This window comes from Micromonospora sp. NPDC048986 (assembly GCF_040649335.1).
In the GTDB taxonomy this organism is placed as follows: Bacteria; Actinomycetota; Actinomycetes; order Mycobacteriales; family Micromonosporaceae; genus Micromonospora; species Micromonospora alfalfae.
Genome location: NZ_JBEZFJ010000023.1, coordinates 1 through 19,445, shown reverse-complemented (window position 1 = coordinate 19,445; position 19,445 = coordinate 1). Strand labels below are relative to the sequence as shown.

Here is a 19,445-nt window from a genome sequence, read left to right as displayed (position 1 = left end):
GTTCCAGTCAAGTCGGGGTGTCCGTATCTGCGGACACCCCGACTCTCGTGCTGGGCACCGCTGCGCAAGCTCTGTCGTGGGCATCGGGCCGGCAGCACCGGCACCGCCGAGCAGGAAGCACAGGGCCTGAGTAGACAGCTACTCAGGCCCTGTGCGTGTCGCTCACGAGAGTGGGTCAGCCGAACGATTTGACCCCGCGCCAGTCGTCACCCAGGACGACCTTCACCGGCCCACCGGCGCTGGTGGTGGACGGGTGATAGATCCGCATCATGCCGTCCGTGCCCGAGCGGGTCCAGAAATCAGGCACCCGGTCTCCGCTGACGTCCGGAATGCTGATCATGGCGCTGATGTTGGCCTCGGACCATCCCGTCCCGTACGAGACGTCGCCGCTGCGCGAGCCGGCGGCCGACTTGAGCGAATCAAGGTTCACGCTGCCCGGGAGCGAGCCGGGCTTGCCGTGCCGGACGTACATGTTGCCGTTGTCCAGGTTGCGCCAGAGCATGTCCGGTGTGCCGTCCAGGTCGATGTCGGCGACGTTGACGACCTCACGTCGCGCCCAGGCGGTGCCCTCCATCAGGGTCGCCTCCTGGAAGCTCCCACCCGTGTAGCCGCTCAGCGCCCAGAAGGCGGGCCCGGCCCGCAGAATCAGGTCCGGGAGCTTGTCGCCGGTGATGTCACCGACGGCCTTGATCTGGGTCCAGGTGTCCGGCGAAGGCACCGCGGTTCCGCCGACACCGGTGGCCGGGAGGATGACCCGCAGCCGACGTTCGACGTCGAAGGTGCCATACCCGTCGCCCGGGTAGAGCCAGAAGCCGCCGTCCGGGGTACGGGCGAACATGTCGGTCGTGCCGTCGCCGGGATAGGTGTCGGTGTGCTTGGTGAGCAGCGCTGCCCTGCCGGTGTTCGGGTCGAACCAGTGACCCGTCGGGTTGAGCTTGCCGTCGCTGTAGGAGCCGACGAGCCAGGCATACAGCTCGCCGCCCGTGTCACCGGCGTAGTTGCGCAGGTTGCCTGAGGAGTCCACCAGGAGCAGGTCGGGAATCCCGTCACCGCCCGTGTCGCCAGGCCCGTCGGCGGTCGAGCGTGGCGGCAGGTAGAACGTGTAGTCGGTGCGGGCGCTGCGGTTGCCGACCGAGTCGTACGCGTACACGTGCAGGGTGGTGGGGCCGGCGTGCCGGGGTGCCAGGTTGGGCACTGTGGCTTTGCCGCTGGTCGCTGCCACGGCCACGGCGCCGATGCTCTCGAAAGAGTAGGTGAAGCTCGTGGCGCCAGAGGCGGTGAACGTGATGGGACCGGTCTCGCCGAACTTGATCGTGGCCCACGTCGCGCCGTCGGGGGTGGCCTCCTTGAAGACGTCGCTGGCGACGTCCGGTGCCGGGGGTGCGGAGGCGTCGATGGTGAGGCGGCACGGCTCGCTGCCGGGTGGGAAGAACGAGGACGTGGCGCCGACCGCGTCCTCGGCGCTCACCTCCCAGGAGTAGATCGCCTTGTCCTCCAGGTTGCCGGAGGGGATCGTCAGTGTGGCCTTGCCGTCGACGGTGGCGGTGACGACGGTGCCCGCCGGGGTGGTAGTGCCGTTCTTCCAGAAGCGGAAGCGCAGGCTCTTGAGGTTGCCGTCACCGTCCGAGGCGGACGCGGAAAGGATGATGTTTGTCTTCGCCACCGTTACGCCTCCGCCCGGGCCGGGCACGCAACTACCGCCGGGTGAGGTGGTGCCGCCCGTCGGCTCGTTCGGCGGCCGGTTGTAGGTGACGGACAGCTCGGCGGAGGTGACCTTGAACTTGCGCCAGGTCAGCGTGTCGGACTCGCTGCTGGCGCGCATGCCGAGGGTGAGGTTCGCCCAGCCGCCGTTGGCGGCGTCCTGGGCGCCCTTTTTCACGTCGAAGCTCACGTAGTCGTCGGCGCAGTTGCTGCCGTAGCCGTAGGCGAAGGACCGTCGGGACTGCTCGTCCGCCCATGCCGGCTGCTTGTTCCAGGTGCTGCCGCTGGAGATGGAACCGGTGCGCCAGAGCTGCATCTCGCGGGACGTGCAGTTCCACGAGTGGTTGTTCAGCACCTTGAAGCTCGCCGAGGTGACCGTTGCACCCTTGATTTTGGCGTCAAAGCCCATCCGCCAGAACGAGCGGGCTCGCAGCGGCGTGTCCTCCTCGTAGCCCACCCGGGCGTCAGTGGTTCCGGAGTTGAAGTTGGTGCCGTTGTAGGTGTTCGTGTTGGGGTGCTGCGAATAGACGGTGGCCCAGGCCTGTTTGCCGCTGGTGAGGGTCGGGTCCACAAAGACGGGAAAGAGCACGTCCGGGCCGGTGAGCAGCCCGGTGGCGGCGGCGTCGAGGTGCAGTCGGACGTCGCCGGTGCCGTCGCCGTCGAGTCGGGTGGGGATCTGGGCCTCGCGTGCGCCCGGCTCACTGCCGACGAGGCCGGAGAGCTTCAGCACGTCGGCGGGCGTGGCCACGGAGGTGCGGGGGGCGCTGTCGGGCGCCTCCGGGTCGCGTCCGGCGGAGTCCCAGGCGAACGGGCTGGGGATCGAGCTGACCTCCTCGCCGCTGACCTTGTCGAGGGCGAGGACGCCGCCGGTTGTCGCGTCGCGGCGGAAGACGACCGTCTGGGAGCGCAGACCGTAGGTCAGGGAGCTGACGGCCTGGATCGTGGCGGCTGCTCGGTTCTTGACGATCAGCAGTTGTCCGACGCCGCCGTCGTCACGGGCGACGACGAGCAGGTCGACTCCGGGGTGGACCTCGGGGTAGAGGGCGCGCGGGCCGTCGAGCACCGGCTTCGGCAGTCGGCCGGGCCAGGTGTACGCGATGGTGTGGCCCTCGACGTCCATTTCGGTCAGTACGGTCGGGGTGCCGTCCGGCTGACCACTGGCGCTGCCGCCGGAGAAGCGGACCGGCGTGACGGCGTTGACGGGTCGGATGTCCAGTCCGCTGGCGGTGCTTGCGCCGCGGGTCAGCGTGTTGTCGACCGCCACCCACTGGCCGGCGGTGTTCTTCGACCGTTGGGGGATGGCGTGGACCGTGGTGCGCAACTGGCCGTTCGGCATGGCCCAGGTGAGCGAGGTGGCGCTGGTGGCCGTATCCACCAGCACGTCCGTGCCGGTCCGCCGGGCGTCGGTCATCGCGGTCGCCTCGTCGCGCGGGGCGGCCGGCACCGGCGCGAGGGCGGTGTCGCGCGGTTGGTCGGTCCACCGCAATGGCAGTGGGGTCGCGACAAGTGCGGCCAGCAGGACGCCCAGGGTGAGAGTCAGCCTGAAGCGCGTACGCACAAGCGGGCTGAGCAGGCGAGGCACGGTCACGGCGCTTCTACTCCCGTGGGGGCCGACAACAGGGGGATGGCACAACAAGCAGCCCCGTCCGGCGGGCCGCGGGGCAAAACGCGAGCACACGATCGCATGACGTGAGTCTTTTTCGTCCGCCCGAGCAACGTTATCGATCCGTTACCCAACGCCCTGAAGTCGCCAGGGGTTCATGCGTAATTTGATCTTGTGTACGTTTTGCCAGCCCGATTCGGGGGCGGCTGGGGCGATTTTCCCGCAAGCCCGATTATTGCCATCCGCAACTAACTGATCACCAATGGCGGCGTGACCCAGATCACGCGACGTCGATCCGGTGATGCTCGGCTGGCCTTGAGTGATGACTCCGTCTACCGCAGAGTGCTCACGCACGTGCCGATCCGGCACGTGCTTTTTCGCGGTTTTCCGCGCCTCCTCGTTCGTTTTGCGCCTGGGTGGAGTCGACACGTATGCGTGGTATCGGGTTGCTGTCCCGGCGGTGGCATGGCCGACGGACCTCGACGGAGCAGCTTCGCCCTCGGGGGCACCGCGCCCGTACGGCGATGGTGCTGTTCCTGTCCACGACACTCGTCGCGACGTCCGTGCCCGCCCCGGCGTGGGCGGTGCCGGGCGCTGGCATGAGCCGCGAGGACACCCAGGTCCAGTTGCCGGACATCCCGCAGAGCAAGCAGGTCCTGCAGAACCAGGAAGCCGACTCGGACCTGCTCACCGCCGACCAGGTGCCGGTCGTTCCGTACGCGCCCACGTCCGTCGCGCCGTGGCAGCAGGACAGCGGCGCCGTGGACCTGACCGGCGTCGAGGCCGGCGCGACCAAGCAGGTCGACGACCTGCCGGTCGCCCTCGGCGTGCCGGCGGGTGGTGACCCGGCTGCCCTCGCCGGAACCTGGACCGTCGATCTCGCCGCACCCGAGGCGTCCCAGGCGGCCAGCGTGTCGGGCCTGATCATGAAGATCACCCCGCCGGTCACCGCCGACCCGGCCGCCGAGGTCGCTCTCGACGTCAACTACACGGACTTCGCCGACCTGTACGGCCCGCAGGCGGCCGACCGCTTCGGCGTCATGCTGTTGCCCGACTGCGTCTTCGACGCCCCCGACAGTGGAGACTGCGCCACCGGCGACAGCGGGACGATGTGGGCAGCACCCGGTGCGACGAGTGCCCAGGCGGTGTCCAGCGAGGTGAAGCTGGTGCCCACCAAGCGGGCCTCGGCACGCGTCGCGGCCACCGCGGACGAGCCGACGCAGCGGGTCGTCACGGGCAAGGTGCCCGTGGGCGCGTTGCTCGGCGCACAAGGTGCGGCGGGCGCACGCGCCGCCGCGGCGGAAAGCTCAAGCGTCGTCGGCGTGCTGGACACCGGAGCGTCGGCGGCCGGCGACTTCACCGCCACTCCGCTGCTCTCCTCGGGCTCCTGGGCCGCGGGTTCGTCCTCTGGCGCCTTCACCTACTCGTACCAGGTACAGACCCCCGAGACGGCCGCCGGCCTGATGCCGAAGGTGTCGCTGTCGTACTCCTCGCAGTCGGTGGACGGCCGCACCTCCGCCAGCAACAACCAGTCCTCCTGGATCGGTGACGGCTGGGACTACAGCGCGGGGGCGATCACCCGCAGCTACGCCAGCTGCCGCGAGGACTCGAAGAAGCCGGGTGCGAACAACTCCTCGCACCGCACCGCCGACCTCTGCTGGGGCTCGAAGAACGCCACCCTGTCACTTGCCGGCATGACGACCGAACTGGTCTGGGACGAGGGCAGGGACGCCTGGTTCACTGCCAACGGCGATGGTTCCAAGGTCCAGTTGGTGCAGGACACCAGCCTGGCGAACGGTGACGCCGACGGCGAGTACTGGATCGTCACGACCCGGGACGGCACCCGCTACCACTTCGGTCGCAACCGCCTTCCGGGCTGGTCCGACCGGGGCAGCGCGGCGGACGATCCGGTCACCAACTCGGTGCTCACCGTTCCGGTGTACAGCAACCACGCGAATGAGCCCTGCTACAAGGCGGGCAACTGGGCCGGGTCGGTCTGCACCGAGGCATGGCGGTGGTCCCTCGACTACGTCGAGGACATCCACGGCAACGCCATGAGCCTGTGGTGGGAACGCGAGACGAACCACTACGCCCGGAACTTCAACTTCAAGGACCCGGTCAGCTACGACCGTGGCGGCTACCTGACCCGCATCGACTACGGGCAGCGCAAGGACAATCTCTTCTCCGAGGCGCCGCTGGCGCGAATCGCCTTCAGCGTCGCGGAACGCTGCTTCGCCGAGGGATCCCTCACCTGCACCGACGGCAACTTCGCCAGCACCAACCCCGACAAGTACCGAATCTGGTACGACACTCCGGCGGACCTGCGGTGCGCCGCCGACCAGAAGTGCTGGAACGCCTCGCCGTCCTTCTTCACCCGCAAGCGCCTCGACAAGATCACCACGTCGGCGCAGCGGACGTCGGCCAAGACCCTCCAGCTCGTGGACGAGTACCAGCTCAAGCAGTCGTTCCCAATCCTCAAGACCGGCCCCAACACCGCGCTCTGGCTGGAGTCCATCACCCGTACCGGACACGGCCGAAGCGGCGACAAGATCGCGCTCAACGCGGTGCGCTTCGAGTCCAACACCGAGGAGATGCCGAACCGCGTCAAGCGGGACAACCGCCCCGGCTTCTCCCGCCTGCGCATCGCTCGAGTCATCAACGAGTACGGCGGCGAGACAGTCATCAACTACAAGGCGCCGGTGGGTGACTGCAAGGACGGCACCGGCCTGCCCGGCAAGGGCGACACCGCCGAGCTGAAGGCCAACGACAGGCTGTGCTACCCCGCCTTCTGGCATCCTGACCCGGCGGTCGAGGAGATCGACTGGTTCCAGAAGTACGTCGTCGACAGCGTCGAGGAACTCCCCAACCTGGACGGCGCGTACACCACCATCACCGGGTACGCGTACGAGAAGCCGGCATGGCGGCTCGCCGAGCAGGAGTTCACCAAGAAGTCCACCCGCACGTACTCCCAGTTCGCCGGCGTCGAGAAGGTCACCGTCATCACCGGTGCCGACGACCCCGACATCGGCAGCAAGCGGAGCAAGTCCGTCACCCGGTACTTCCGGGGCCTGGGCGACACCGTCTCGGTGAAGGACTCCACCGGTTCCGAGATCGCCAAGGACCATGAGGCGTTCGCCGGCCGGGTCGCCGAGGAGTTGACGTACGCCGACGCGGCCGACGCCGACGGCGACTGGCTCACCCGCAGCGTGACGTTCCCCGCCGCGCAGGAACTCGCGACGCGCTCGCGCGACGACGGCCTGAGCCCTCTGCAGGCATGGCGGGTCACCGAGCCCCGGCAGGCTTCGTACACCAGGTCCTCCGGCACCGGTGACGACACTCGCACCCTGCGCACCGTCGAGACGAAGACCACCCACGAGGCGACCCACGGCCTGCCCACGTACATCGAGTCCCTCGGTGACACCGGCAAGACCGGCGACGAGTCCTGCACCTTCATGGAGTACCTGCACCGCGACGACAAGAACCTCATCGGGTTGACCAAGCAGATCCGCACCAGCCCGACGACCTGCGCCGCGGCCAACTTCGACGACCTGAAGACGCTGAGCTCCGCGGGCCGGGTCGCCTACGACGGGCAGGCGTACGACGTCGCGCTCGGCGCCTCGACCCGCGGGCTGGCGAGCCAGACCTGGTCGTTGAAGGGCGACGGTTCCGGCTTCCAGAACGACGGCACCACGGGCTTCGACGCCATCGGTCGCGTCGTCAGCAGCACCGACCCGGACGGCAAGACCTCCAAGATCACTTACACTCCGGCCACCGGCCAGGCCACCAGCGTCACCGAGGAGAACTCGCTCGGGCACAGGCAGATCCGGGAGTTGGATCCGGGCCGCGCCGTCACGGTCAAGACCACCGACCCGAACGACCGGGTCAGTGAGGCGAAGTACGACGCGCTGGGCCGCCTCGTCGAGGCGTGGGGACCTGGACGCACCCCGTCGTCCACGTCCGTACCGGACTTCCGGGCCCAGTACACAGTGCCCGCCGGGAAGCCGCCGTACATCACCACCTTCAGCCGGGGGCACGAGAACCGCATCCAAACCTCCGTCGCCATCTACGACGGCCTGGGCCGCGAACGGCAGACCCAGGAGGAGGCCACCGGCGGCGGCCGGCTGATCACCGACACCCACTACAACAGCTCCGGCGAGGTGTGGCGGACCAACAACGCCTACCTCGCCAAGGGAGCGCCGAACGGCCAGCTGTTCACGCCGTACGTGGATACCGACAACCCGGCACCCGTACCCAATGCCACCCTCTACACCTACGACGGCCTCGGCCGGGTGACCCAGGAGCTGCCGGTACTGGCCGAGGTCGAGCAGCCGACCCGGGCCACCCGCTACGCGTACGGCGCCGACCACTCCACGGTGATCAACCCGGCGGGTGCGACCTCCTACCGGCTGTTCACCGACGCCCTGGGCCGGACCACCCGGGTCGACACCTTCACCAACAGCGCCCGCACCGAGTTCACCACGATGCGCTACCAGCACGATGCGCGTGGCCAACTCGCGCAGGCCACGCACTCCGCGAGCCCGACCCGCCCGTGGACCTGGACCTACGACCAGCGCGGCCGGATGGAGACCTCCACCGACCCGGACTCCGGCACCAGCCGGATGACGTACGACCACCGGGACCGGCAGCTGACCTCCACCAACGCTCGCGGCATCACGGTCTGGAACGGGTACGACCAGCTGTCCCGCCCGACGTCTCAGCGGCTCGGCAGCAGCACCGGCACGCTCCTGGGTGAGTTCACCTACGACACCGTCGCCGGCGGCAAGGGCCTGCCGGCCAGCGCCACCCGTTACACCGACGGTCTGCCGTACACCCAGACGGTCGGCGGCTACAGCAGCGACTACCAGCCCACGTCGACGACGCTCACGCTGCCGCAGACCGTCGCCAACACGTGGGGCCTGCGGACCTCCTACACCTACGAGTACAACTACACCGACACCGGTCTGCCCGAGTCGACCACACTCCCCGCCGTCGGCAGTCTCCCGTCCGAGAAGCTTCTCGTCCGCTACACCAAGGACGGTCTGCCCCTCTCGGTGTCCGGTAAGGACTGGTACGGCGCGGAGACCGTGTACTCGCCGTACGGGCAGGTGCTGCGGTCCACCCTCGGCGCCCAGCCGTACCGGGTGTGGACGATGGCCTCGTACGACGACGCCAGCGGTGCCCTCAACAGCCAGCAGGTCTACCGCGAGCAGACCGGCGACAAGAGCATCGTCGGCGGGAACCTCGTCTCGAACCGCTCCTACAACTACGACGACGCGGGCAACATCCTCGCGATCCGCGAGCAGGCGACCGGCATCGAGGAACGGCAGTGCTTCCAGTACGCGCTCGGGCGGGTGAAGACGGCCTGGACCGCCAAGAACCAGGCGCAGTGCTCGCCGGGCCCGATCAACACGGACGGCACCCTCAACGTCGCGGTCGGCACCGACAAGTCCGGCTACTGGCAGGAGTACGAGTACGACCTGCTCGGTAACCGCACCAAGCTGGTGGAGAAGGACCTGACCGGCGCCACCGCCAAGGACGCCACCACCTCGTACACCTATGGCAAGACCGACGGCAGCCAGCCGCGGACCCTCACCAAGGTGACCAAGAACTACGTCACCCCGGCCGGTGCCGCGGTCACCGCGGCGGCCGAGCGACTGTACGAGCTGACCGGCGAGACGAAGTCCGTCACCTCGATCCAGAACGGTGACCAGCAGACGCTGTCCTGGACCTACGACGGCCAGATCGATCGGATCGCCGGTGCGGGCACCAAGGGCAGGAGCCCGTACGTCGGTCTGGCCAACAAGTGCCTCGACCTCACCAACGGACTGGCCGCCCCCAACCAGCCCCTCATGCTCTACCCGTGCAACGAGTCGCCCGCCCAGAAGTTCGCGTTCGCTGCTACCCCGAACCAGAGCAACGCCAACCTGGGCACGCTGGCCGCGTACGACAACTGGTGTGTCCAGCCGGCCGCCACCACCGCAGGCTCGGTCCTCGCGGTGCAGACCTGCAACAGCTCGGCGGGCCAGCAGCTGGAACGCCTGTCGACCGGCCAGCTCAAGCACACCGCGTCCGGGCTGTGCGTCGCCGTCAAGGACGCGGCGACCGCCGATGGCACGCCGATCGTGTTGGCCACGTGTGCCAACGTGCCCGCCCAGCAGTGGGAGGCGCAGGACGAGACCCGGCACATCTACGGGCCGGGCGGCACCCGTCTCCTGACGATCCAACAGCGCCAGGCGACCCTGAACCTGGGCGACGCGCAGCTCACCGTGCAGCAGGGCGGGGTGCAGATCTCCGTCCAACGCTCGTACGCCACGCCGGGTGGCACCGTGGTCCGCTACGCGAACCGCGCCGTCGCCGGCTCCAACCTGCTGGCCCTCGCCGGCGACCACCAGGGCAGCACGTACGCCGAGATCGGCATGCACGACACGACGATGCCGGTGCGGATCCGTAAGCAGGACCCGTTCGGCAACCAGCGTGGCACCACCCCGCTCAGCGTCAACATGCAGAGCAACACCGGCTTCCTCGGTGCGGTCCGCGACGACGCCTCCGGCTACACCCCGCTCGGCGCGCGCCTGTACGACCCGACAGTGGGACGGTTCCTCTCCGCCGACCCGGTCCTGGACCTGACCGACCCGGCCCAGTCCAACGGGTACGCGTACGCCCACAACAACCCGGTCACCCACTCGGACCCGTCGGGTCTGTCGGTGGCGCTGACCGCGTCGGAGACGGCTGCGGCGCTGGCTGGCGCGGGCCTGTCGGCGGCGATGGTCTCCCAGGCGCAGGCGAACATGGGCCGGTCGCTGATGTCGGTGATCCTCGATTCGGCCTGGTACATGCTGAAGGACTTCATCGGGATCAACGACGCCATCAACTGCTTCGGCGGTGACATGTGGGCGTGCGGCAGCCTGATCATCGGCGCGATCCCCTGGGGCAAGATCGGCAAGATCCCGGCCGTGATCCGGGCGATCGACCGGACGATCGCGGCGATCCAGGCGTGGAAGACAGCGAAACGGGCGGCTGAGGCGGTTCTGGCGGCCGTCCGAGCGGCGGAGACAGCGGCGCTGAACGCCAAGAAGTTGGCGATCGAGCGGGCGAAGAAGGCCGCGCAGGCAGCAAAGAAAAAAGCCGCCGACAAGCTCAACACGACGAGTAACAAGGCGACGAGCGCCTCGAAGAAGACGGGCAACCCGGCGCAGAAACAGGCCCAGGCCAAGAGCAACCCGAAGGGATCGTCGGCCAAATCGAGCGGTGCTGGGAAGTCCGGTGCCGGCAAGGGCGACTCCAAGCCCGGCGGAAAAGCAGGTGCCTCGGAACGTAGTAACGGCGGCTCCAGCGGTGGCTCCTGCAAGACTTCTGGAAACAGCTTCGTACCCGGTACCAAGGTGCTCATGGCCGACGGGTCGGCCAAGCCGGTCGAGGACGTCAAGCCGGGCGACAAGGTCCAGGTGACTGATCCGGAGACGGGTCGGGTCGAGGTGGAGACGGTCGCCGCCTCGATCAAGGGTGAGGGTGTCAAACACCTGGTGAAGGTCACCATTGACACCGACGGTGAGCAGGGTTCGGACACGGCCGAGGTCACCGCGACCGACGGGCACCCGTTCTGGGTGCCGGAGCTGAACGAGTGGGTCGACGCCACCGACCTGCGATCCGGCCAGATGCTGCGAACCAGCGCCGGAACCCTCGTGCAGATCACGGCGATCGAGCGCTGGAGCACCGCGTCGGCCACCGTCCACAACCTCACCGTTGCCAACACCCACACGTACTACGTGCTCGCCGGGACCATGCCGGTCCTGGTTCACAACTGTGGCACCTCAGGCGACGAAGACCCGGCCGCGCTGCAGGGTAGGGTCGATGCCCTCACCGAACAGATGGGAGCCGGAGCCGGGTTCCGGACTGTAGGCGGCTTGCACGTCGTCGAAGGTGTGGACCTCTTCGCAGTTGGGGCGAGATCCAACATTTCCAATCGTCAGATCGATTTACTTGATGATGCAGATGAAGCGTTCCGTATCTACCCAGGACTGCCTCGAGTGAGCGACAACCCTCACCTGCTGGGCCGTAATCATGCAGAAGGGAAGCTGTTGACTGAGGCGATGAATCTGGGAGTCGAGCCGAAGCTTCTGATTGCCAGTCGCGACTTCTGTGATGATTACTGTGCGCCGCTGATCGAACGGCTTGGCGGGCGCATTGTGACCCCCACTCGAGCTAGGTGGTGAAGGAACGATCGTGAGGGATGCTATGTCTATACCTAACGAAGAGCTCCTTGTTTCTGTGGCGGCTGCTACAAGGGTCACCTCTCTGCTTCCCATTTTTCTTGAGCGTTTGGACAGGCCATTCGCCACTGACACCCTTGACCCTAAGCAAGGGGTGGAATTGAGATGGCGCGAGTTGACAGGGTTTGCGCAGTCCGGTGCACTAGAAATGCACCTGAAGGACAGTTTCCGGCTGTTCACCGAACGCATTCGAGCGTCGAGTCGCCCCGGGTTTCAGGCAGCAGCGGCGGCCATCGATGTAATTTCAACCCTCCTTGATCGATCGGTTGACGATGTCGAACGGTGTTGCACGATTGCCGGCCAGGCGTTGCGGATTGCAATGGAGATGGATCGAGCCTCTGCGCCTTTGCCTGATTCCCAACAATCTTGGGCCGCATTTGAGCTCCGCGCTCAAGCGCGTGTCTTTGAGCTTGTGGCAGGGTCGACCGCAGGCTTCAGCCCTCAATTCATTGACAACGTGCGAGAGGAGGCGGGAATGCAGTCCATGTTTTACCGCAATGGCATGAAGGCTCTTGGAACCCGCTGAAAACTGCCGACCATGGCCCTGCTCGAGCTGTCCGACGGCGAGTACCGGCCGTTGGCCGCCGCTGCGGCGGGGAGCACCTTCGCGATGCGGGAGCCCTTCGAGTTCTCCATCGACCCGGCCGAGTTGCTGGACGAGAGGAGCCGGGCGAGGAGGGCTGAGTCACCCCTTGATCGACACGAGGTCGGCGAGGTGGGGGTATCGGGGAGCGGTGTCACCGCCAGATCGGCGAGGTGGTGTTGATCAAGGGCGGGAGCGAGGGCGGGCGGCAGCGGCGGGGGTGGGCTGAGGCTCCCAGCGGGCGTGCGGCGGGGGTGGGGGAGAATGGGCCTGTGACTTCCCCCCGCGACCTCGTCCTGCTCGGATCCACCGGCTCGATCGGCACCCAGGCCATCGACATCGTCCGGCGCAACCCGGACCGGTTCCGGGTGGTCGCCGTGGGTGCCGGCGGTGGCAACGTCGAGCTGCTCGCCGCGCAGGCCCTCGAACTGGGCGTCGAGGCGGTCGGTGTGGCCAAGGCGTCCGCGGCGCAGGATCTGCAACTCGCGTTCTACGCGGAGGCGAGCCGGCGTGGGTGGGCCACCGGTGACTTCAAGCTTCCCAAGATCGTGGCCGGGCCGGACGCCATGACCGAGCTGGCCCAGTGGCAGTGCGACATCGTGCTCAACGGGGTGGTCGGCTCGCTGGGCCTCGCTCCTACGCTGGCCGCGCTGCGCGGTGGTCGTACCCTCGCGCTTGCCAACAAGGAGTCGCTGGTTGCTGGCGGCCCGCTGGTCAAGGCCGCTGTGACGCGGCCGGGGCAGATCGTCCCGGTCGACTCGGAGCACTCGGCGTTGGCCCAGTGTCTGCGTTCCGGTTCGCGCGGCGAGGTGCGTCGGCTGATCGTCACGGCCAGCGGCGGCCCGTTCCGGGGTCGGCGGCGCGACGAGTTGACGCAGGTCACACCCGATCAGGCGCTCGCGCATCCGACCTGGAACATGGGGCCGGTCGTCACGATCAACTCCGCCACGATGGTCAACAAGGCGCTTGAGGTGATCGAGGCGCACGAGCTGTTCGACGTGCCCTACGCCGACATCGCCGTGATGGTGCACCCGCAGTCGGTGATCCACTCGATGGTCGAGTTCGTCGACGGGTCGACGATCGCCCAGGCCAGCCCACCGGACATGCGGCTGCCGATCGCGCTCGGCATCGGCTGGCCGGACCGGGTGCCCGAGGCGGCCACGGCGGTGGACTGGACGGCCGCGCACAGCTGGGAGTTCGCGCCGCTCGACGACGAGGCGTTCCCGGCCGTCGCCCTCGCGAAGGCCGCCGGGGAGACCGGGCGCTGCCGGCCGGCGATCTACAACGCGGCGAACGAGGAGTGCGTGGCCGCGTTCGTGGCGGGCCGACTGCCGTTCCTCGGCATCGTCGACACCCTCGAACGGGTGTTGGAGGAGGCTCCGGACTTCGACGAACCAGGTACCGTCGAGGACGTGCTCGCGGCCGAGTCGTGGGCACGCGCGCACGCGCAGGAGATCATCGCGGGTTCGGTGGAAGGAGCTTGATGTCGTACCTGCTCGGGGTGGTCCTCTTCGCCCTGGCCATTCTCATCTCGGTGAGCCTGCACGAGGCGGGTCACATGGTGACCGCCAAGGCGTTCGGGATGAAGGTCACGAGGTTCTTCGTCGGTTTCGGCCCCACCATCTGGTCTTTCAAGCGCGGCGAGACCGAGTACGGCCTCAAGGGCATCCCGCTCGGCGGTTTTTGCAAGATCGTCGGGATGACGCCGCAGGACGACGACGTCGAGCCGGGCGACGAGTCGCGGGTGATGTGGCGCTACCCGGTCTGGAAGCGGACAATCGTGATGGCCGCCGGGTCGATCACGCACTTCGCGCTCGCCCTGGTCACGATCTGGATCCTCGCCGTCTCCGCCGGCCTGCCCAACCCCGACTTCCCGACCACCGACGCGCAGGCCCGCCAGGAGCCCGCCGTCATCCGGCTCAGTGAGTGCGTGGTGCCGGAAAACTCGCTGCGAGCATGCACGCCCGCCGACGCGGCCAGCCCGGCCGCCCAGGCGCAGTTGAAGAACGGCGACCGGATCACCTCGGTCAACGGCGCCCAGATCAACTCCTACGGTGACCTGCTCACCACGCTGCGCGGGCTCAAGCCGGGCGACACCGCGCAGATCGCCTACGTCCGCGACGGGCAGTCGGGCACCACCAGCACCGTGCTCGCGCAGACCCAGCGTCCGCCGCTCGACGACCCCAACGGCACCGCCGTGCCGGTGGCCGCGCTCGGCGTCGGGCTCGTCCCCAGCACGCCCACCCGCGTGACGTACGGCCCGGTCGGCGCCTTCGGCGCCACCGCCGACTTCACCGGCGACCTGGCTGTCGGCACCGCCCAGGCGCTCCAGCGCCTCCCGCAGAAGGTCCCCGCCCTGTGGACCGCCCTCACCGGCGGCGAGCGGGACGTCGACACCCCGATCAGCGTGGTCGGCGCCAGCCGACTCGGCGGGGAAGCGGTGGAGAACAACGCCTGGCTGGTCTTCTTCATGCTCTTCGTGTCGCTGAACTTCTTCATCGGCGTGTTCAACCTGCTGCCGCTGCTCCCGGTGGACGGCGGCCACATCGCCATCGCCTGGTTCGAACGAGCCCGCTCCTGGGTCTACGCGCGGATCGGCCGGACCGACCCCGGCCGGGTGGACTACCTCAAACTGATGCCCTTCACGTACGTGGTGATCCTGATCGGTGGCGCGTTCACGCTGCTCACCATCGCCGCGGACGTCGTCAACCCCATCACGCTCTTCTCAAGGTGAGTGCCTGAAGTGACAGCTATCAGTCTCGGTATGCCCGCCGTGCCGCCCCCGCCGCTCGCTCCCCGTCGGGCCAGCCGCCAGATCATGGTCGGTTCGGTTCCGGTCGGTGGCGGTGCGCCGGTGTCAGTGCAGTCGATGACCACGACCCTCACCTCCGACATCAACGCGACCCTTCAGCAGATCGCCGAGCTGACCGCGTCCGGCTGCCAGATCGTCCGGGTGGCGGTGCCGTCCCAGGACGACGTCGAGGCGCTGCCCGCGATCGCCAAGAAGTCGCAGATCCCGGTGATCGCCGACATCCACTTCCAGCCCAAGTACGTCTTCGCCGCGATCGACGCCGGCTGCGCGGCGGTCCGCGTCAACCCGGGCAACATCCGGCAGTTCGACGACAAGGTCAAGGAGATCGCCCGCGCCGCGGGGGCGGCGGGCGTGCCGATCCGGATCGGCGTCAACGCCGGGTCGCTGGACAAGCGCCTGCTGAGCAAGTACGGCAAGGCCACCGCCGAAGCGCTTGTCGAGTCGGCGCTGTGGGAGTGCTCGCTCTTCGAGGAGCACGGCTTCCGCGACATCAAGATCTCGGTCAAGCACAACGACCCGGTCGTGATGATCCGGGCGTACCGGCAGCTCGCCGAGCAGTGCGACTACCCGCTGCACCTCGGCGTCACCGAGGCCGGCCCGGCGTTCCAGGGCACCATCAAGTCGGCGGTCGCCTTCGGCGCGCTGCTGGCCGAGGGGATCGGCGACACGATCCGGGTGTCGCTGTCCGCCCCGCCGGTCGAGGAGATCAAGGTCGGCAACCAGATCCTGGAGTCCCTCGGTCTGCGCGAGCGGGGCCTGGAGATCGTCTCGTGCCCGTCCTGCGGCCGGGCCCAGGTGGACGTCTACAAGCTCGCCGAGGAGGTCACCGCCGGCCTGGAAGGGCTGCCGGTGCCGCTGCGGGTCGCCGTCATGGGCTGCGTGGTGAACGGTCCGGGCGAGGCCCGGGAAGCCGACCTCGGCGTCGCCTCCGGCAACGGCAAGGGCCAGATCTTCGTCAAGGGGCAGGTCGTCAAGACGGTGCCCGAGGCCCAGATCGTCGAGACCCTGATCGAAGAGGCGCTGCGGATCGCCGACGAGATGGGTGCCGAGCTTCCCGAGGAGCTGCGCGGGCTGGTCACCGGCCCGACCGTCACCGTGCACTGACCTTCCATCTGGAAAAGCGGCCGTTCCCCGTGCGGGGAACGGCCGCTGTGCGTTTGTGCTGATCGTGCGCTTGTACGATGTGGTGCCCGTAGCTGGTGCGGCCTGGCGCCCTTGGTGCTCGTGCGCTGTGGTGCGGCCTGGCGCGCTTTGGCGCACGTGCGCTGTGGTGCGGCTGGCGTCACTCGGATTCGGCGAGGATCGCGTACAGCTTGCGCCGGGTCTCGTCGAGCACCTGGGCGGCCCGCTCACGCTGGTCGTCGGTGCCGTTCATCATCACCTGGCGCAGCGCGTTCATCGCCTGCGCGCCGGAGTCACGGATGTCGTGCCAGCTGCTCACCGTGCCCTGGGCGACGTCCGCCCACGGCGGGGTCCGCGCGGCCTCGGTGGCCTCGGCCTGACCGGCCTCGGTGACAGTGAACCGCTTCCGCCCACCACCGGACTCCTCGGTGCTGGCGACGATCACGCCCTCGTCCTCCAATAGCTGAAGGGTGGGGTAGATCGAACCAGGGCTGGGCCGCCACGCACCGCCGGTGCGCGAGTCGATCTCCTGGATCATCTCGTAGCCGTGCATCGGCCGCTCGGTGAGCAGGGCCAACACGGAGGCTCGGACGTTGGGGCGTCGGCCCCGACCCCGTCCACGGCCCCGGCCGCCCCAGGGGCCGCCGTGTCCGTGCTCGTGGCCATGACCGTGCGGACCGGGCGGGACCGGCGGGAAGCCGAATCCCCGCATCCGGGCCTCGTGCATCGGGTGGTGCTGTCGGTGGAACCTCATCGCGTTCTTCCCTTCCTTGGACTATCGCTGATGCATCAACGATATATCGGCAATGCATCGCCGACAACCCGCATCTACCAAACCGTACGTACGTCTTGCTAAGGTGTCGGTCATGCGCCTGCTTCCCCCGCCGGGCCCAGCCCGGGTCCTCACCCTCGGCACTCTGGTCAAGACCGTCGGGCGGGGTCTCTGGCTCGTCGCCAGCGCGCTCTTCCTCACCCGGTCGGTCGGCCTGTCGGCCACCCAGGTCGGCATCGGGCTGACCATCTCGGCCCTGGTCGGTGTCCTGGCCAGCGCCCCGAGCGGCTACCTGGCCGACCGCGTCGGCCCCCGCGGCGTGCAGGTAGGCGCGCTGTTCGTCGCCGGCAGCCTGACCATCGGCCTGATCGCCGTCCGGTCGTTCCCCACGTTCGTGCTGGTGGGAGCGGCCACCGCGCTTGCCGACGCGGTCGAGCGAGGTGCCCGCGGCGCGCTGATCGCCGGAGCGATCCCAGCCGACCAGCGGGTCCGCACCCGCGCCTACCTGCGAGCCACCACCAACGTCGGGATCTCCGTCGGCGCAGTCCTCGGCGGCTTCGCCATCGCGGCCGACACCCGAACCGGGTACGTCGCGCTGATCCTGGCCTCGGCGGCGACATCACTGGCCGCGGCGGTGCTCTTCCTTCGACTGCCCACCGTCGCCCCGGTCGCCGCCCCGACGCACGGCCCCCGGCTGGTCGCCCTACGGGACCGCCCGTTCCTCGCCTTCACACTGGTCGACGGGCTGATGTCGATGCACTTCAGCCTGCTCACCATCGCCCTGCCGCTGTGGATCGCCGACCACACCCGGGCACCCGCCTGGATGATCTCCGCGTTGACGCTTGTCAACACAGTGCTGGTGGTGCTCCTTCAGGTACGCGCCGCGGGTACCGCCGCCACCCTGCCCGGAGCCGCCCGCGCCGCCCGCCGAGCAGGCGTGGCCATCGCCCTGGCCTGCGTACTCTTCGCCGCCAGCGGTGCGCTGCCCACCGTCGGCGCGGTGGGCCTGCTCGGCCTCGGGTCGCTCGCGCACGTCACCGGGGAGTTGTGGCACTCCGCCGCCGGCTGGGGGATCTCCTTCGGGCTGGCACCGGCGGACGCCCAGGGGCAGTACCAGGGGGCGTACGGCATGGGCTACGAACTGGGCAAGATGCTCGCCCCGGTGGTGGTGACCACCCTCGCGCTCGGCTGGGGCGTACCTGGCTGGCTCGTACTCGGTGCCCTGTTTCTCCTGCTCGGAGCCCTGGTGCCCCCGGTCGTCCGGTGGGCCGGACGGACCCGGCCGCAGGGAGCCGGTGCCGGCCTTGTCACTCGACCGGCGAAGCAGGGTGCCGATCTGGCAGGCTGATAGTCGTGCTGACGGTGCCGGTACGCCAACTGGGGGAATCGGAGCGGCGCGCGGTCGAGCGACTGCTCGACCATGACCCGTTCGCGGGCGCGCAGGTCGCCGAGCGGATCGCCGCGCGCGGACTCTCGTGGTGGCGGGCCGAGGGCAGAATCCTGGGGTACGGGGCTCGCCGCAACCTCGAGTCACTCTGCTGGCTCGGCGGCAACCTCACTCCCGTGCTGGCCAGTGACGCAGCGGTGGCTGCCTTCGCCGACCTGCTCGCGGGCGAGGAGCGGCTCTGCTCCTCCATCGTCGGCCGGGCCGATGCCGTCCTCGGGCTGTGGGACCGCCTCTCCGACACGTGGGGGCCAGCACGAGACGTTCGCCCCAATCAGCCGTTGCTGGTCACCGACACGCTGCCACCCGTACCGGCCGACCCGGAGGTGCGCCAGGTTCGCTCCGGCGAAGTCGACCGGCTCTTCCCGGCGGCGGTGGCCATGTACACCGAAGAAGTCGGCGTCTCCCCGCTGGCCGAGGACGGCGGACGCAGCTACCGCCGGCGGGTCAACGACCTGGTCCGGACCGGCCGCGCGTACGCCCGCATCATCGACGGCAAGGTCGTGTTCAAGGCCGAACTGGCAGTGGTCACCAAACGGACGGCGCAGATCCAGGGCGTCTGGGTGGCACCGGAGTGGCGAGGCCGGGGGATCGCCACCGCCGCCATGGCAGCAGTGGTCCGCGACGCGCTGCTACGGGTCGCCCCCACCGTCAGCCTGTACGTCAACGATTTCAACCTCCCGGCCCGCCGTGTCTACGAGCGCTGCGGCTTCCAGCCGATCGGCACCCTGGCCACCGTCCTCTTCTGACCGCTGCGGGTTGGCTGCGGGCGGTCCGCGTTACCGACGCGCGCCAGTCCGGCACCGGCGTTCGGCACCGGCGTTCGGGACCGGCGTTCGGGACCGGCGCTCGGCACCGGCGGCCGGCGGTGGGTGGCTGGTCGTCGGCCTTGCGGGCCCGACGATCCGGCGGTCGGACGTAACGGAAACACCGCTGGCCGACACCCCGGTTGCGGGTGCCGGCCAGCGGTCGGTGTCGCGCGGTGGTGCTGTTGTGCGGGTCAGCTGTTCCAGTACTGGCCAACCAGGTCGGTGGCCTGCTGCTCCCACTGGGCGTAGGCGTCCGGGTAGGCCGACACCTGCACGGTCTGCGCGGCGTCGGTCAGGGGCATGTCCTGCCACCCGTCGACCTGCTTCAA

General features: G+C 68.8%; 10 protein-coding genes. 8 read left to right on the top strand and 2 right to left on the bottom strand.

Annotation, left to right across the window (positions count from 1 at the left end; all coding sequences use genetic code 11):
- Positions 1-175 precede the first annotated feature (175 nt).
- On the bottom strand, positions 176-3,289 hold the full coding sequence (locus AB0B94_RS32140; protein WP_357289408.1) for a DNRLRE domain-containing protein: 3,114 nt from the start codon (positions 3,287-3,289) through the stop codon (positions 176-178).
- Between the two features lie 446 nt (positions 3,290-3,735).
- Between AB0B94_RS32140 and AB0B94_RS32135 the strand changes: the two genes are divergently transcribed.
- The 6 genes from AB0B94_RS32135 (at position 3,736) to ispG (ending at position 16,073) form a co-directional block, all read left to right on the top strand.
- Positions 3,736-11,517 (top strand): ricin-type beta-trefoil lectin domain protein, encoded by a 7,782-nt coding sequence (locus AB0B94_RS32135; protein WP_357289405.1) that lies wholly within the window; start codon positions 3,736-3,738, stop codon positions 11,515-11,517.
- A gap of 10 nt (positions 11,518-11,527) precedes the next feature.
- A complete protein-coding gene (locus AB0B94_RS32130; RefSeq protein WP_357289401.1) occupies positions 11,528-12,100 on the top strand; it encodes a hypothetical protein in 573 nt (190 codons plus the stop codon).
- 12 nt (positions 12,101-12,112) lie between these two features.
- Positions 12,113-12,340 carry a hypothetical protein gene (locus AB0B94_RS32125; RefSeq protein ID WP_357289398.1) on the top strand — a complete coding sequence of 76 codons (228 nt, stop codon included), beginning with the start codon at positions 12,113-12,115 and terminating at the stop codon, positions 12,338-12,340.
- Positions 12,341-12,429: 89 nt separating this feature from the next.
- Positions 12,430-13,641: a 1-deoxy-D-xylulose-5-phosphate reductoisomerase gene (dxr, locus tag AB0B94_RS32120; RefSeq protein WP_357289395.1), complete on the top strand. Its 1,212-nt coding sequence runs from the start codon at positions 12,430-12,432 to the stop codon at positions 13,639-13,641.
- The gene (locus AB0B94_RS32115; protein ID WP_357289392.1) at positions 13,641-14,891 is read left to right on the top strand and encodes a site-2 protease family protein; all 1,251 of its coding nucleotides are present in this window, start codon (positions 13,641-13,643) and stop codon (positions 14,889-14,891) included. Before dxr ends, AB0B94_RS32115 begins: the two co-directional genes overlap by 1 nt.
- 9 nt (positions 14,892-14,900) lie before the next feature.
- Complete coding sequence (gene ispG, locus AB0B94_RS32110) at positions 14,901-16,073, top strand: flavodoxin-dependent (E)-4-hydroxy-3-methylbut-2-enyl-diphosphate synthase (protein ID WP_112588507.1); 1,173 nt, start codon at positions 14,901-14,903, stop codon at positions 16,071-16,073.
- A 178-nt stretch (positions 16,074-16,251) separates the two neighbouring features.
- Here ispG and AB0B94_RS32105 read toward each other — a convergent pair whose 3' ends face one another.
- Positions 16,252-16,845, bottom strand: a complete 594-nt coding sequence (locus AB0B94_RS32105; RefSeq protein WP_357289388.1) for a PadR family transcriptional regulator — start codon at positions 16,843-16,845, stop codon at positions 16,252-16,254.
- A 112-nt stretch (positions 16,846-16,957) separates the two neighbouring features.
- On the opposite strand from AB0B94_RS32105, the gene AB0B94_RS32100 reads away from it, so the two are divergent.
- Both AB0B94_RS32100 and AB0B94_RS32095 read left to right on the top strand, forming a co-directional pair.
- Positions 16,958-18,211, top strand: a complete 1,254-nt coding sequence (locus AB0B94_RS32100) for an MFS transporter (protein WP_357289385.1) — start codon at positions 16,958-16,960, stop codon at positions 18,209-18,211.
- Between the two features lie 5 nt (positions 18,212-18,216).
- Positions 18,217-19,056, top strand: a complete 840-nt coding sequence (locus AB0B94_RS32095) for a DUF4081 domain-containing GNAT family N-acetyltransferase (RefSeq protein ID WP_196921561.1) — start codon at positions 18,217-18,219, stop codon at positions 19,054-19,056.
- Positions 19,057-19,445: the final 389 nt, after the last annotated feature.